A 15,314-nucleotide genomic window follows, 5' to 3' on the forward strand; every position below is an offset into this window, starting at 1 on the left:
AGGAGTTGATTGGTCGAGGCGGGATAGTACGGGAGGGGTAATACGTACGGCGGGTCGTTTGCCGAGTCGTTATCCACGGCCTAAGCTGCCCGCACCGTTTGAGCCTTGATCAGCATGGAGGCAGCCATGGCGGCAGTCACGCAGACCACGACCCCTTCGATGTGGTCGGCAGAGGAGCTGGCCGAGGTGCGCGACGCGCTCGTACAGGAGATCGCCGAGCTGGAGGCGGACATCCTGCGGCACGAGTCCGAGATCGCGTCTGGAGATGTCACGCAGGGCGCCGGCGACGACCAGGCCGACGCAGGGGCCAAGACCTATGAGCGCGAACGCGAGATCGCCCTTACCCTGAACACACGCGACCTGGTCGCGCAGAACGAACGTGCGATCGCCAGGATCGACGCAGGGACCTATGGAGTGTGCGAATCGTGCCACAAGCCGATCGGCAAGGAGCGGCTGCAGGCGTTCCCGAGGGCGACGCTGTGCGTGACATGCAAGCAGCGGGAGGAGCGCCGCTGAGCGCTGGCGGCGAGGTAGGTGCGAGGCCGGTCGGGCGACGCCTGATCGGCCTTCTCGCGCTGATCGCGGTCGTGATCTACGGGCTCGATCTGCTCACCAAGACGCTGGTGCTGCGGACGTTGGAAGGCGAGCCGCCGCTGGTGGTGATCCCGGGCCTGCTGCAGTTCCGGGTCATCTTCAACTCGGGCGCCGCCTTCAGCATCGGCACGGGGATGACCTTCGTCTTCACCCTGGTGGCCACGGGCGTGGTGGTCGCGATCCTGCGCACGGCGCGCAAGCTGCGCAGCCTGCCCTGGGCGATCACGCTGGGCATGCTGCTCGGCGGCGCGCTCGGCAACCTCACCGACCGGCTGCTGCGCTACCCCGCCGGCTTCGGCCGTCCCGCCTCGGGTCAGCTGCAGGGTCACGTGGTCGACTTCATCGAGACCTTCCCCGGGCACTTCCCCGTGTGGAACGTCGCCGACTCGATGATCGTGTGCGGCGGCATCGTCGCGGTGTTCCTGGCCTGGCGCGGCTACCAGATCGACGGCACCAGGGAGGTGTCCGCCAAGAATGGCTGAACAGCGTAGTCTGCCCGTCCCCGACGGACTTGAGGGGGAGAGGCTCGACGCGGCCCTGTCGAGGCTGTTCGGCTTCTCCCGCACGCGCGCGGCCGAGCTGATCGGCTCGGGCGACGTCCTGGTCGACGGCTCCGAGGCCGCCAAGTCCGATCGGGTGCACGCCGGCGCGTGGCTCGACGTCACGCTTCCGCCGCCGCCCACCACGCCCATGCCCGTGGCCGAACCCGTCCCCGGCATGACGATCATCTACGAGGACGACGACATCGTCGTGGTCAACAAGCCGATCGGCGTCGCGGCCCACCCCACCGTGGGGTGGACGGGGCCGACGGTGATCGGGGGCCTGCTCGGCACCGGCCACACGGTGGCCACCAGCGGCGCGGCCGAACGGCAGGGCATCGTGCACCGCCTGGACGCCAACACCACGGGCGCGATGGTCGTGGCCAAGAGCGAGCACGCCTACTCCGTGCTGAAGCGCGCCTTCAAGGAGCGCACGGTCGACAAGCGCTACCACGCTCTGGTCCAGGGCCACCCCGACCCGTTCAGGGGCACGGTCGACGCGCCCATCGACCGGCACCCGTCGGGTGACGGCAGGTTCGCGGTGGTGGCGGGCGGCAAACCCTCGGTGACCCACTACGACACCGTCGAGGCGTTCAGGGCGGCGTCGCTGCTCGACATCAAGCTGGAGACGGGCCGGACGCACCAGATCCGCGTCCACATGGCGGCCCTGCGCCACCCGTGCGTCGGCGACATGATGTACGGCGCCGACCCCACGCTGGCGGCCAGGCTCGGGATGACCAGGCAGTGGCTGCACGCGGTCGCGCTCGGCTTCGAGCACCCGTCGAGCGGCGACTGGATGTCCTTCAGCAGCGACTATCCCGACGACCTGCAGAAGGCGCTCGACACCGTGCGGGCGGAGTCCTAGGACCAGCCCTCGATCTCGGCCTCGCCCTGGGCCTCCTGGCCCGGGTCCTGCCGGCCAAGGTCCTGCTGATCCTGGTCCTCCCGGGTCCGCCGCTGGCCCTGTCCCTGGCCCTGTCCCTGGCCGTCGTCCGGATCCACCTGTCCTGGCTCGTCGGACGGCTTCCCTGTGTCGGTGGCCGGCGGTGACGTCTTCTCCTTCGGCTTGGTGGGAGAAGGGCTGTCGGGGGAGGGCCGCTGGGAGCGCTTCTCGTTCGGTGCCGAGTCGCCCGTGGCAGGGGAGCCATCCGGGCGCCCGTCGTAGGTGCCCGTGCTCCTGCCCTGCCCTGTGCCCTCGCGCGTCAGCTCGGGCGACGGCGGCGGCGCTGAGGTGGCCGACGGGGTGCTGACCACCAGGGGCACGGAGGCCGGCTGCCGGCTCTCGGGCCCAGGGTCGCGGCTCGACATCCAAGCCATCCCGCCGGTGACCAGCGCCACCGCGAGCGCCGCCACGGCGAGCGCGACCAGCCGGGCCCGCCGCTCCCGGCCGCCCGCGCGCCCCGCGGCCCGCCGTACGGCAGGCAGGGGCGGAGCGCCGCCGATCGGGACCGGCGCGGTCGACTCGGGCGCGATGCCCAGCACGATCATGCGCATCCGCCGCTCGGCCTCGTCCAGGCTCATGCGCCGTCCCGGGTCTTTGCGCAGCAGCCCGCAGATGACGGGCGCCAGCGGCCCGGCCGCCGACATCGGCAGCGGTTCCTCGTGCATGACCGCCGCCATGGTGGCCAGCGGATGACCGCGCTGGAAGGGCGAGTGCCCCTCCACGGCCGTGTAGAGCGTGACCCCGAGCGACCACAGGTCGGAGGCGGGCTCGGCGACGCCTCCCGCGGCTCGCTCGGGCGCGATGTAGGCGGGGGTGCCGAGGAGGACGCCGGTCCTGGTCACGGGGGCGTCGCCGTCCGTGGTGGCGATGCCGAAGTCCGTCAGCACGGCCCTGCCGTCCTCGGCCAGCAGCACGTTGTCCGGCTTGACGTCACGGTGCAGCACGCCCGCGGCGTGCGCGGCCCGCAGCGCGGCCAGGAGCTCCAGCCCGATGGCGGCCGCCCTGGCGGGTTCGAGCGGCCCGACCTCGCGCACCATGGCGCCCAGCGTCCTGGAACGGACCAGCTCCATCACGATCCACGGATGGCCCGACTCCTCGACCACGTCATAGACGGTCGCCACGCCCGGGTGGGCGACCCTGCCGGCGGCCCTGGCCTCCCGCAGGGTGCGCACGGTGAAGACCTCGCGCTCGGGCCCCGTCAGGTCGGGAGGCGGCACCACCTCCTTGATGGCGACGTCCCGGCCGAGCACCTCGTCATGGGCGTGCCACACCGTGCCCATCCCACCGCGCCCGATGGTCTTGATAAGCCGGTAGCGCCCGCCGATGATCGCCGAAGATTCGGACATGAAGGACGGACTACCCCGGAATCGCCGGAGCTCACGTGGGCTGGAAAGTCTCCACGAACCTGTCGAAGTACGGCAGGCCCTCCCGCCACGAGGCTTCGGGCGTCTCCCAGTAGACGGCGTACGGCCTGCCGTCGGCCAGCCGGAAGCCGCGGTTGACCACGTGAATGATCTCCTCGCCCTTCCTCCTGGTGAACTCCCAGTCGGCGGCCGGCATCCCGAGGTAGGTGAGGGGGCGGATGCCCACCCGCTTGTAGTCCGTGAACTCGCCCTTGGCCTGGATCTCCTTCTCCAGACGCCGCCAGGCCTCGACGGGATCCTTCACCGGGTCCTCTGCCTCGGTCCATTCGATGATCAGCGCGCCCGGCGCGCCCGGCCCCGTGACGATGACGCTGTCGCGATCGGCGATCTTCTTCGCGCTCCATCCCTGCGGCACGGAGACGGAGAAGCGCCCCAGCCTGCTGGTGAGCAGCCGCCACTCGCCCGAGCTCGCCGTCCCGCCGGGCGTCGGAGCCGTGGTGGGCGGCGCGCTCTTCGTGGGGGTCGCGCTCCCGCTCGCCGTCGTCGTTCCATGAGCGGTGGTGGGGGCGGACGTGGGCGGCGCGGTGTCGGAGGGGGCCGGCCGCATCGCCAGCCAGACGCCGCCGCCTGCGAGTCCGGCGGCCAGCAGGATGCTGGGGACGGCCCAGAGCAGCGGGGAGCGCCGCTTCACCGGCCGCTCCAGCGTCGCGGGAGCGTCGGGTCCCTGAGGGCGGGGCCGGGCCTCGGCCACGGCATGCCCTGCGGACTCCAGCGCCGCGAGCCTGGCCATGACCTCCTGCGCGCCCATCCGCGTCGCGGGGTCCCGCTGGAGCAGTCCCGTGATCACCGGGGCCAGAGGCCCCGCCAGGCGCGGCGGCTCGGGCGAGTCACGCAGCACCGCCGCCACCGTCGCCGCCCATGAGTCCCTCTGGTACGGCGCGCCGCCCTCAACGGCCGTGTGCAGCGTCGCGCCCAGCGACCACAGGTCGGAGGCCGGCGTGGCGGGCAGGCCGTTGAGCCGCTCGGGCGGCATGTAGGCGGGCGTGCCCACCAGGTTGCCCGTCGCGGTGAGGCCCGCCTCCGCGTCCACGGCGGCGATGCCGAAGTCGGTCAGCACGACCCTGCCGTCCTCGGCCAGCAGCACGTTCTCCGGCTTCACGTCGCGGTGCAGCACGCCCGCCGCGTGCGCGGCCAGCAGCGCACCCAGCACCGCACCGCCGATCCTGGCCACCTCGGGGACGGGCAGCGGACCCCGCTGCCTGATCGTCTCCGCCAGCGACCGCGAGCGCACGAGCTGCATCACGATCCAGGGGCGGCCGTCCTCCTCGATGACGTCGTGGATGACGATCACGTTCGGATGGTCGAGCCTGCCCGCCGCCCGTGCCTCCCTGATGGTGCGCTGGTTGAGCTGGGCGCGCTTCTGCTCGCCGATGCCGGTGTAGCGGACCTCCTTGATCGCCACCGTCCGGTCGAGCAGGTCGTCGTGGGCGCGCCAGACGATGCCCATGCCGCCCTCGCCGATGGACTCGATCAAGCGGTACCTGTTGCCGACGCGCACCAGCGAAGCCTACTTGGCGGGTTTGAAAGTCGCCGCGAATGTGTCGAAGAAGCGCAGGTCACGCTTCCAGTTCTCGTTGAGCGTGTGCCAGTAGAGCGCGTAGCCGCGGCCGTTGTCGGTGACGAAGCCGCGGTTGCGCACCCTGGTCTCTCCCGTGTTGGTGTTCCAGATGAACTCCCAGTCGGCGGCGGCCTTCATGTAGTCGACCTTCTTGATGTCGAGCAGCCTGTAGCCGCCGAAGCCGTGCTTGGCGCTCGGCTCCTGCTTCTTCCAGTCGCCGTAGGGGTCGTCGCCCGGGTTCGAGGCCTCCTCGATCATCAGGTAGGAGTTGGACGAGGCGCCGGGGCCGCGGAAGTAGACCTGGTTGCCCTTGCGCTGGTACTCCTCCCACTTCGGGGGCAGGCCGACGGAGAAGCCCATCTCCTTGTCCTTGTACATCCGCCAGCCCTCGGGCAGCGCGGCCGCGGGGTCCGAGGAGGAGGCCGAGGGGGTCGCCGAAGGGGTGGCCGAGGCCGAGGGCTGGGCGGCGGCGGTCGTCGCGGTCGCCGTGGCGGTGACCGTGGTGGTCACCTTCTCCGTGGGTTCGTTCGAGGTGCGCGGGTCCTCGTTCCCCGCCGAGCGCAGGCCGAGCAGTCCTGCGACGCCGCCCACCACGAGGATCGCGATGGCGACGGCGACGAAGGGGAGCGCACGCCGTACGGCGGGCTTGTCCGCCGACGCCGCCGTGGGCGTCTCGGGCAGGCGCATGCCCGTCTCGAAGAGTTCGGAGGGCGCCTCGCCCACCGCGGGCGGCATGGCCGCGGTGGGCTGCGCGGGCGCGGCGACCTCGGGCACGGGCTCGGGCGGCGCGGCCTGCCGCTTGGGCGCGGCGGACGCGGCCGGCTTCGCCGTGCCAGGCCTGGGCTTGGGGACGGACGGCTTCCTGGCGGCGGGCCTGACCGAGGGAGGCGGCGCGATCGCGGGCAGGCTGGGGTCGGTGGGCGTGTCGTCCACGTTCACATCGACGACGACGGGCGGGCGCTCGACCCTGACCGTCTCGTTCTGGGCCTGCCCGATGATCCTGCGCAGCATCCTGGCGGTCTCGTCGACGGTCAGCCGCTGGACGGGCTCCTTGGCCAGCAGACCGTCCAGGACGGGCTTGAGCGGCCCCGCCTTGGTCGCGGGCGCGGCGTCGTCGTTGAGCACGGCCATCATGGTCGCCATCGCCATGCCGCGCTCGTGCGGCGCCTTGCCCTCGACCGCGGTGTAGAGCGTGGCGCCCAGCGACCACAGGTCCGACTCGCGGCGCGCGGGCAGGCCCTTGAGCCGCTCGGGCGCGATGAAGGCCGGCGTACCCGCCAGGCCCGTCATGGTCAGCGCGGTCTCGGTCTCCAGCGTGGCGATGCCGAAGTCGGTCAGCACGACCCTGCCGTCCTCGGCCAGCAGCACGTTCTCCGGCTTGACGTCACGGTGCAGCACGCCCGCGTCGTGCGCGCCCTTGAGCGCCTCCAGGACGGCCAGGCCGATCTCGGCCACCTTCCTGGGCGGCAGCGGTCCCTCGGTCTTGATCACCTGCCCCAGCGAGCGGGAGGGGACCAGCTGCATGACGATCCACGGCCGGTCGTCCTCCTCGATCACGTCGTGGACGACGATCACGTTCGGATGGGTGAACCTCGCCGCCGCGCGCGCCTCGCGCATGGTACGGCGGTTGAGCAGCTGCACCTCGTCGCCGAGCACGGCCGCGTACCGGACCTCCTTGACCGCGACCTCGCGGTCGAGCAGCTCGTCATGGGCACGCCAGACGATGCCCATGCCACCTCGTCCGATTGGCTCCTTCAGGTGGTACCGACCGGCGACGCGGCGTCCGGCGTGCTGCTGTCCATCCGACATCAACGGCCTCAAACCCCCTTCTAAGCCTAGAAATACTCCCATAGGGATCGGGTAGCAGCGACCCGTGTAGTCTTAGATCCATGACTCCTCGCTACACGTTTATCGAGCCGGCTCCCGGAGGGCCGGTCATGCGGTAGCGACCACCTGGAGCCGGCGACAGGCGAAGACCCCGAGGTCTTCGCCCTTTTTCTTTCCTGGAGAACGCCGGCTCCGCTCGGACCGGCTTGAGCGTTGGGATCGAGATGTCTTCCACCCTCGAAACGCGTCCTCTCATCACCAGATGGATCAGCCTGCGCCCGCACCACGGACGGGTGCGGGCCGAAGACGTGCTCGGCGGACCCCTGTTCGTCGAGCCCTTCTCGGCCGACGACCTGCCCGCCATAGCCGAGCGCGCGGCGGGCGTGGTGGTGGGGGCGGCGTGGATGCAGGACTTCCAGCTGGTGCGCGCGGTGGCCAGGCTCGGGCTGCCCGTGCTCGTGCAGCGCGGCCATGCGGCCACCCTTGAGGAATGGCTCGCCATCGCCGACTACTGCGTGGCCGAGGGCAACGACCAGGTGGTTCTGTGCGAGAGCGGCACCCGCACGCACACGGGGCACCTGGCCCTCGACCTGTCGCTGCTGCGCGCGGCCAAGGCGCGCTCGGGACGGCCCGTGCTGGCCGACGTCTCCGCCGACCCGTCCCTGGCGGGCGCCGCCATCGTGGCGGGCGCGGACGGCCTGCTGCTGTCGCCGTCGGCCGATGAGGAGGAGGTCGCGCAGGTGCGCGAGGCCGTCACGCTCTTCAGCGCCCTGGCCGGCCACGACACACCCGCGACGCTGCCCGCGGCCAGGGCCGCCATCGACAGGGTGGACGCCGCCCTCGCCACCCTGCTCGAACGGCGGGCGGAGCTGGCGGGCGTCGTCCAGTCGCTCAAGCCCGTCGGTGGTTTCGCGGGCCGCGACATGGAGCGGGAGCGTCAGCTCGTGGCCAGGATGGCCGAACGCGCTCCCAGGCTCGGTGTGAAGCGCCTCACGCCGATCATGAACGCGGTCATCGAAGCGGGCCTTCACCTCTCCGAGGAGAGCTGACCACCTTCCAGCCGGCGGCGATGGCCACCGCGAGCACGGGGATGAGGAAGAAGGCGACCCGCTGGTCCTCGTCGGCGAAGGCCATCAGCACCACCACCAGCGCGAGGAAGCCCAGCGTGAACCAGTTGGTGTACGGCGTGCCCGGCATCGCGAAGCTCGAGCGGTGCCCGGTGCGCCGCAGCAGCAGCTGGCAGTACACCAGGGTGCCCCACGTGGTGATCACGCCGAGCGAGGCGACCGCGGTGGCGATGTCGAAGGCGCGCTGTGGCACGAAGTAGAACAGCCCCACGCCCCCCAGGAACACCGCCGCGGTCATCAGGATCCCGCCATAGGGCACGTGGCGGGAGCTGAGGTTGCCGGTGAAGTACGGCGCCTCGCCCTTGAGCGCCATCGCCCGCAGGATGCGCCCCGTGGAGTACAGGCCCGAGTTGCAGGAGGACGTGGCGGCGGTGATCACGATGAGGTTCATCGCGTCGGCCGCCCATGGCGCGCCCAGCTTCGCGAAGACCGTCACGAACGGTGACTCGTCGGCGCTGTAGAGCGTCCAGGGCAGCACCATCGCCAGCAGGACGATCGAGCCCACGTAGAAGACGGCGATGCGCCACACGACGCCGTTGATCGCCTTCGGCATCACCCGCTCGGGGTTCCTGGTCTCGCCCGCGGCGATGCCGACCAGCTCGATCGAGGCGTAGGCGAAGACCACCGCCTGCAGGCTCATGAGCACGACCGGGAAGCCGTTGGGAAAGAACCCCTCGTGCGCGGTGAGGTTGGCCACACCCGCCTGCGTGCCGCCCACGTTCGCGCCGGTTATCACCAGGAACAGGCCGACGACCAGGAACGCGCAGATGGCCAGCACCTTCAGCAGCGCGAACCAGAACTCCAGCTCGCCGAAGACCCGCACCGACAGCAGGTTGACGACCAGCACGAAGACCAGCGCGATCAGCGCGGTGAGCCACTGGGGGAAGCCGGGCGCCCAGTAGTTGACATAGGTGGCGATGGCGGTCAGCTCGGCGATGCCGGTGAACGCCCAGTTGATCCAGTACATCCAGCCGCTGGTGAACGCGGCCCACGGGCCGACGAACTCGCCCGCGTACTCCACGAAGGAGCCCGAGGTCGGCCGGTAGAGCACCAGTTCGCCGAGAGCGCGCATGACGAAGAAGGCGGCCAGGCCCGCGACCGCGTATGACAGCACCAGAGCGGGGCCCGCCGCGGCCAGGCGTCCGCCCGCGCCGAGGAAGAGCCCCACGCCGATGGCGCCGCCGATCGCGATCATCTGGACCTGGCGGTTGCCGAGGGCGTGGGAGTACCCCTCTTCAAGCTGCGCGCACACCGTGTCTCCTTCGTCACGGAAACGATATATGTGCAGGCCGGAGGGCGGTTCGAGGGCGCGCCGTGCAGTCTGTAGCCGAGGCCGTACACCTCGTCAAAGGGTGGCGACGGCGGCCGGAAAAGTCGGTGCGGACCACTAGGCTCGAAGCCTGCACATCCGGTCTCGATCGAGGAGGCGCCGCTCCATGTCGTCCAGCGACTCGTTTGTACACCTGCACGTGCATACCGAGTACTCCATGCTGGACGGGGCCGCCCGCCTCAAGCAGATGTTCAAACAGGTCGGCGAGCTCGGCATGCCCGCCATCGCCATCACCGACCACGGCAACATGCACGGCGCCTACGACTTCTACAAGCAGGCGACCGCCGCCGAGATCAAGCCCATCATCGGCATCGAGGCCTACGTCGCCCCCGAGATGCGGCAGAACAAGAAGCCCGTGCTGTGGGGCGAGCCGCACCAGAAGAAGGACGACGTCTCCGCGGGTGGCTACTACACCCACATGACGATCTGGGCGCGCAACAAGACGGGCCTGCACAACCTGATGCGCCTGTCCTCGCGCGCCTACACCGAGGGCTTCGTGCGCAAGTGGGCGCGCATGGACGCCGACATCCTCGCCGAGCACGCCGACGGCCTCATGGCCACCACCGGCTGCCCCTCAGGCGAGGTGCAGACCAGGCTGCGCCTGGGCCAGTACGACGAGGCCGTCAAGGCGGCGGCGAAGTTCCAGGACATCTTCGGCAAGGACAACTACTTCCTGGAGATCATGGACCACGGGCTCGACATCGAGCGCAGGGTCCGCGACGGGCTGACCAGGATCAGCAAGGAACTGGCCATCCCCCCGCTGGTCACCAACGACTCGCACTACACCTACGAGTCCGACTCCGCCTCCCACGACGCGTTGCTGTGCATCCAGACCGGCAAGCAGCTGTCCGATCCCGACCGCTTCCGCTTCGACGGCTCCGGCTACTACATCAAGTCGGCCGACGAGATGCGCGCCGTCGACTCCTCCGACCTGTGGGCCGAGGGCTGCCGCAACACGCTGCTGGTGGCCGAGAAGGTCGACCCGACGGGGTTCTTCACGCACAAGAACCTCATGCCGACCTTCCCCATCCCCGACGGCATGACCGAGGAGGCCTACTTCCGCCAGGAGGTGTGGAAGGGCCTGGAGCGGCGTTTCCCCGCGGGGGTCGACGAGGAGCACCGCGCGTGGGCGGAGAACGAGCTCGGCGTCATCATCCAGATGGGCTTCCCGAGCTACTTCCTCGTGGTCGCCGACTTCATCATGTGGGCCAAGAACAACGGCATCAGAGTGGGCCCTGGCCGTGGTTCGGCCGCCGGTTCGCTGGTCGCCTACGCGCTCGGCATCACCGACCTCGATCCCATCCCGCACGGGCTGATCTTCGAGCGCTTCCTCAACCCCGAGCGCGTGTCCATGCCCGACGTCGACATCGACTTCGACGAGCGCAGGCGTGCCGACGTGATCCGTTACGTCACCGAGAAGTGGGGCGCCGACAAGGTCGCCATGATCGCCACCTTCGGCACCATCAAGGCGAAGGCCGCCATCAAGGACGCGGGCCGCGTCCTCGGCTACCCCTACGCCCTGGGCGACAGGGTGTCCAAGGCGTTCCCGCCCGCGGTGATGGGCAAGGACATCCCCCTGTCGGGAATCTTCGACAAGGACCACCCCCGCTTCCAGGAGGCGGGTGAGCTGCGCAGGCTCTACGACGAGGACGTCGACGTCAAGTCGACGATGGACCTGGGCAGGGGCCTGGAGGGCCTGATCAGGCAGACCGGCGTGCACGCCGCCGGCGTCATCATGTCCTCCGAGGTGCTCACCGACTACATCCCGATCATGCGCCGCGACTCCGACGGCGCGATCATCACGCAGTTCGACTACCCGACCTGCGAGACGCTCGGCCTGCTGAAGATGGACTTCCTGGGCCTGCGCAACCTCACGATCATCGACGACTGTCTCAAGGCCATCGAGCTCACCACCGGTGAGCAGATCGAACTGCTCGACCTGCCGCTCGACGACGCGAAGACCTACGAACTGCTGGCCCGCGGTGACACGCTCGGCATCTTCCAGCTCGACGGCGGCGGCATGCGCTCGCTGATGCGTCTCATGCGTCCCGACAACTTCGAGGACATCTCCGCCGCCCTCGCGCTCTACCGCCCCGGCCCGATGGGCGCCAACTCGCACACCAACTACGCGTTGCGCAAGAACGGCCAGCAGGAGATCACCCCGATCCACCCCGAGCTGGAAGAGCCGCTCAAGGACATCCTCGACACGACCCATGGCCTGATCGTCTATCAGGAGCAGGTCATGGCCATCGCCCAGCGGGTCGCCGGCTACTCCCTCGGCGGCGCCGACCTGCTGCGTCGCGCCATGGGCAAGAAGAAGAAGTCCGAGCTGGACAAGCAGTACGAGTTCTTCGAGAAGGGCATGAAGGACAACGGCTTCTCCGCCGCTGCCATCAAGTCCCTGTGGGACATCCTGCTGCCGTTCTCCGACTACGCCTTCAACAAGGCCCACACCGCCGGTTACGGCCTCGTCGCGTACTGGACCGCCTACCTCAAGGCCAACTACCCGGCCGCCTACATGGCCGCGCTGCTCACCTCGGTCAAGGACGACAAGGACAAGTCGGCCCTCTACCTCAACGAGTGCAGGCGCATGGGCATCAAGGTCTTCCCGCCCGACGTCAACGACTCCGACTTCGACTTCACCCCCCGCGGCACCGACATCCGCTTCGGCCTGTCGGCCATCCGCAACGTCGGCGGCAACGTCGTTGACGGCATCCTGTCCGCGCGCAAGGAGAAGGGCCGCTACGGCGACTTCAAGGACTTCCTGCGCAAGGTGCCCGCGATCGTCTGCAACAAGCGGGTGATCGAGTCACTGATCAAGGCGGGCGCCTTCGACTCCCTCGGCCACGTCCGCAAGGGCCTGGTCATGGTGCACGAGCAGTCCGTCGACGCGATCATCGACATCAAGAAGAACGAGGCCATCGGCCAGGACTCCCTGTTCGGGGCGGTCGAAGGCGGCGAGGACCAGACCTTCGACGTGCAGATCCCGGTCGGCGAGTGGGACAAGAACACCCTGCTGCAGTTCGAGCGGGAGATGCTCGGCCTGTACGTCTCCGACCACCCGCTGTTCGGCGTGGAGCACATCCTGGCCTCGGGCGCCGACTGCTCGATCGCGGCCCTGCAGGACGAGAGCCGTGCCGACGGCCAGGTCGTGACGGTCGGCGGCATCCTGTCGGGCGTGCAGCGCAAGGTCACCAAGAAGGGTGACACCTGGGTGCTGACCCAGCTGGAGGACCTCGAAGGCGCGATCGAGGTGATGATCTTCCCCTCGTCGTACCAGCTGTGCTCGACGATCCTGGCCGAGGACGCGATCGTCTTCGTCAAGGGCCGCATCGACAAGCGCGAGGACGTCGCCAAGATCATCGCAATGGAGGTGACGGCGCCCGACCTCACGCAGGAGGCGGGCGGCCCGCTCCTGGTCAGCCTGCCGCTGAGCCGGTGCACGCCGCCGGTGGTGGGCAGGCTGAAGGAGATCCTCACCACCCACCCCGGCACCTCGGAGGTCCACCTCCAGGTGCACAACGGCCCCAAGACCACAGTCATGCGGGTGGAGGACCGCCTGCGGGTGACCCAGTCCCCTGCCCTCATGGGCGACCTCAAGCAACTGCTCGGCCCCGCCTGTCTGGGCGGCTGACGCCCGGCCGCCCTGGTCGCGGGGTCATCCGCCCGGGCCGGCGGGTGCCGTCCGTTCCCGTCCCCGGGTCGTGGGCGCCATCCGCCCGGGCCGGTCGGGGACTCAGCGGCGGGGGCGGCGGTAGGGGCCGCCGTACCTGTCCATCCACCTGTAGAAGCGGCGATAGCGCTCGCGGTACTGCCTGAAGAAACGGTGGATCTCGGTGCGGCGGGCCGCGGCCTCCGCCTTGGCCAGGCCAGGGGTGTGGCCACCGCCGAAGCGGGACATGTCGGGCCGGGTGAAGGACGTCTCCCTGGTGTCGCGCAGCGCCGACTCCATCGAGTCCACCCAGATCGGGCCGGGCAGCGACGCGCCCTGCACCTGGCCGTACGACTCGTCGCCGATCGTGACGTTGCGCAGCGGGTAGCGGTAGGAGCCGCGGATGTCGCCGACGCTCACCGCCGCCGCCAGGTCGGGGGTGTAGCCGGCGAACCAGGCCGAGGTGTAGCCGTTGTTGGTGCCGGTCTTGCCGGCCGCGGGCCTGCCGATGCTCTGGCCCTTCATCGTGCCCTTGGTGAACACCCCTGACAGCACGTGGTTGACGGCGTCGGCCACGCCCCGATCGAGCGCCTGCGCGCAGGCCGGCCGTACGGCGGTGCGCAGCCCCTCCCTGTCGGTGATGTCCACGATCGCCTGGGGACGGCAGTAGCGGCCGCGGGCGCCGAAGGCGGCGAACGCGGCGGCGACGGTGAGCGGGTCCATCTCGTTGACGCCGAGTGTGAAGGTCGGCACCTCGCGCAGCGGCTTCCCGTCGGCCCTGGCGACGCCGAGCGACCTGGCCGTCTCGACCACGGAGCACAGGCCGACCTTGCGTTCCAGCATCATGTAGAAGATGTTCACCGAGTTCCACGTGCCGGTCTCGATGCTCTGCGGGCCGCCCTTGCCCTCGCCGCTGGCGTTGTAGATCGTCGCCCTCGGCGCGTTGACCGGCTTGCCCGCGCAGTTCCGGTAACCCTCGGAGGGCACGAGTTCGCCGGGCGTCATGAAGCCCTGGCCGAAACGCCAGCCCTGCTTGAGCGCCGTGGCCAGGGTGAACACCTTGAACGTCGAGCCCGCCTGCAGCCCCATCCCGCCGCCGTGCCGTACGTCGGCGGGCAGGTTGAAGGTGGTCCTCGGCCCGTTGTTCCTGTTGTCGGGGTTGCGGCCGAACCGTTTGCTGGCCGCCAGCGCCCTGATCTTCCCTGTGCCAGGCTCGACCATCGCCTCGGCCGCGACCTCGCTGTCGCCCGCGTGGACCCGCTCCCTGATGGCCCGCTCGGCGGCCCGCTGGGCGAGCGGGTCGAGGGTGGTGCGCAGAACGAGCCCGCCCCTGGCCAGGCGGCGTTGCCGTTCGAGCGAGGTGTCGCCGAAGGCGGGGTTGGTGAGCAACTCCCGCTGCACGTAGAGGCAGAAGAAGGGGAACTCGCTCTCGGCGCACCCGCCGGGCTCGGGCCGCAGCCTGATGTTGAGCGGCAGCCGCCTGGTCGCCGCCGCCGTCTCCTTGGAGATCATGTTCAGGCCCGCCATGCGGTCGAGCACGATGTCACGGCGCTCCAGCAGCCGCGCCTGCCGCTCCGGCCCCAGCGCGGGGTCGGTCGTGTACGGCAGGCGCACCGCCCCCGCCAGCGTCGCCGCCTGCGCCAGCGTGAGCTTGGCGGCCGTGGTGGAGAAGAAGCGCCTGGCCGCGGCCTCGACGCCGTAGGCGCCCGCCCCGAAGTAGGCGATGTTGAGATATCGCTCGAGGATCTCGTCCTTGCGGTACTTGTCCTCCATCGCCAGCGCGTAGCGCAGCTCGCTGAGCTTGCGGGAGAGGTTCGGCGCGCGGGCCGCCTCCCGCTCCTTCTCCGTCGTGGCGTTCTCGACCAGGATGTTCTTCACCAGCTGCTGGGTCAGCGACGAGCCGCCCTGCCTGATGCCGCCCGCCTGGGTGTTGGTGATGACCGCGCGCAGCGTGCCCTTGATGTCCAGGCCCGCGTGCTCGTAGAAGCGGGCGTCCTCGATGGCCACGATGGCCTTGCGCATGACCGGGGCGACCTGGTCCAGCGTCACCGGCGTCCTGTTGGCCTCGTAGAACTGGGCGAACACCTTGCCGGTCCTGTCCAGCAGCGTGGTGAGCTGGGACAGCGGCTCCTCTCGCGGCGCGGGCGGCAGGTCGGTGAAGGTGGTGGCGGCGTCACGCACGGCGATTCCGGCCCCGCCGACGGTCGGGACCGCGACCGCCGCGGCCAGCACGCCGCCGATCGCCCCCGCCATGCCGAGGCCGGCGAGGGATTTGAGCACAGTCACTTAGATGATCTGCGACGAGAGGAAGGTGGTCAAA

At 70.0% G+C, this 15,314-nt stretch carries 10 protein-coding genes; 5 read left to right on the forward strand and 5 right to left on the reverse strand.

Annotation, left to right across the window (positions count from 1 at the left end):
* Nucleotides 1–126: 126 nt before the first annotated feature.
* The 3 genes from AC3EO4_RS02195 to AC3EO4_RS02205 are packed head-to-tail and all read left to right on the forward strand — an operon-like array spanning nucleotide 127 to nucleotide 1,998.
* Nucleotides 127–516, forward strand: a complete 390-nt coding sequence (locus tag AC3EO4_RS02195; protein WP_379579246.1) for a TraR/DksA family transcriptional regulator — start codon at nucleotides 127–129, stop codon at nucleotides 514–516.
* Entirely contained in the window at nucleotides 489–1,076 is a 588-nt protein-coding gene (gene lspA / locus AC3EO4_RS02200) for a signal peptidase II (protein WP_431893669.1), read from the forward strand. The genes AC3EO4_RS02195 and lspA overlap by 28 nt, the downstream gene beginning before the upstream one ends.
* A complete protein-coding gene (locus tag AC3EO4_RS02205; RefSeq protein WP_379579242.1) occupies nucleotides 1,069–1,998 on the forward strand; it encodes an RluA family pseudouridine synthase in 930 nt (309 codons plus the stop codon). Before lspA ends, AC3EO4_RS02205 begins: the two co-directional genes overlap by 8 nt.
* Here AC3EO4_RS02205 and AC3EO4_RS02210 read toward each other — a convergent pair.
* Genes AC3EO4_RS02210 through AC3EO4_RS02220 form a run of 3 tightly spaced genes read right to left on the reverse strand, consistent with a single transcriptional unit; the run spans nucleotide 1,995 to nucleotide 6,909 of the window.
* The gene (locus AC3EO4_RS02210; protein WP_431893316.1) at nucleotides 1,995–3,422 is read right to left on the reverse strand and encodes a serine/threonine-protein kinase; all 1,428 of its coding nucleotides are present in this window, start codon (nucleotides 3,420–3,422) and stop codon (nucleotides 1,995–1,997) included. The two genes, AC3EO4_RS02205 and AC3EO4_RS02210, sit on opposite strands and share 4 nt — an antisense overlap.
* A gap of 31 nt (nucleotides 3,423–3,453) precedes the next feature.
* The gene (locus AC3EO4_RS02215) at nucleotides 3,454–4,998 is read right to left on the reverse strand and encodes a serine/threonine-protein kinase (protein ID WP_379579238.1); all 1,545 of its coding nucleotides are present in this window, start codon (nucleotides 4,996–4,998) and stop codon (nucleotides 3,454–3,456) included.
* 9 nt (nucleotides 4,999–5,007) lie between these two features.
* Nucleotides 5,008–6,909, reverse strand: a complete 1,902-nt coding sequence (locus AC3EO4_RS02220; RefSeq protein WP_431893319.1) for a serine/threonine-protein kinase — start codon at nucleotides 6,907–6,909, stop codon at nucleotides 5,008–5,010.
* Between the two features lie 200 nt (nucleotides 6,910–7,109).
* Here AC3EO4_RS02220 and AC3EO4_RS02225 point away from each other — a divergent pair, with 200 nt between their 5' ends.
* Nucleotides 7,110–7,934, forward strand: coding sequence for a chorismate mutase (locus AC3EO4_RS02225; RefSeq protein WP_431893322.1), 825 nt, complete (start codon nucleotides 7,110–7,112; stop codon nucleotides 7,932–7,934).
* Here the strand turns inward: AC3EO4_RS02225 and AC3EO4_RS02230 are convergent.
* Nucleotides 7,897–9,264, reverse strand: coding sequence for an amino acid permease (locus tag AC3EO4_RS02230; RefSeq protein WP_379579232.1), 1,368 nt, complete (start codon nucleotides 9,262–9,264; stop codon nucleotides 7,897–7,899). The two genes, AC3EO4_RS02225 and AC3EO4_RS02230, sit on opposite strands and share 38 nt — an antisense overlap.
* Before the next feature lie 184 nt (nucleotides 9,265–9,448).
* On the opposite strand from AC3EO4_RS02230, the gene dnaE reads away from it, so the two are divergent.
* Nucleotides 9,449–12,976, forward strand: coding sequence for a DNA polymerase III subunit alpha (gene dnaE / locus AC3EO4_RS02235; protein ID WP_431893326.1), 3,528 nt, complete (start codon nucleotides 9,449–9,451; stop codon nucleotides 12,974–12,976).
* Between the two features lie 102 nt (nucleotides 12,977–13,078).
* Here the strand turns inward: dnaE and AC3EO4_RS02240 are convergent, their stop codons facing one another.
* A complete protein-coding gene (locus AC3EO4_RS02240) occupies nucleotides 13,079–15,280 on the reverse strand; it encodes a transglycosylase domain-containing protein (RefSeq protein ID WP_379579229.1) in 2,202 nt (733 codons plus the stop codon).
* Nucleotides 15,281–15,314 lie beyond the last annotated feature (34 nt).

The sequence above is a fragment of the Nonomuraea sp. bgisy101 genome, from assembly GCF_057708945.1.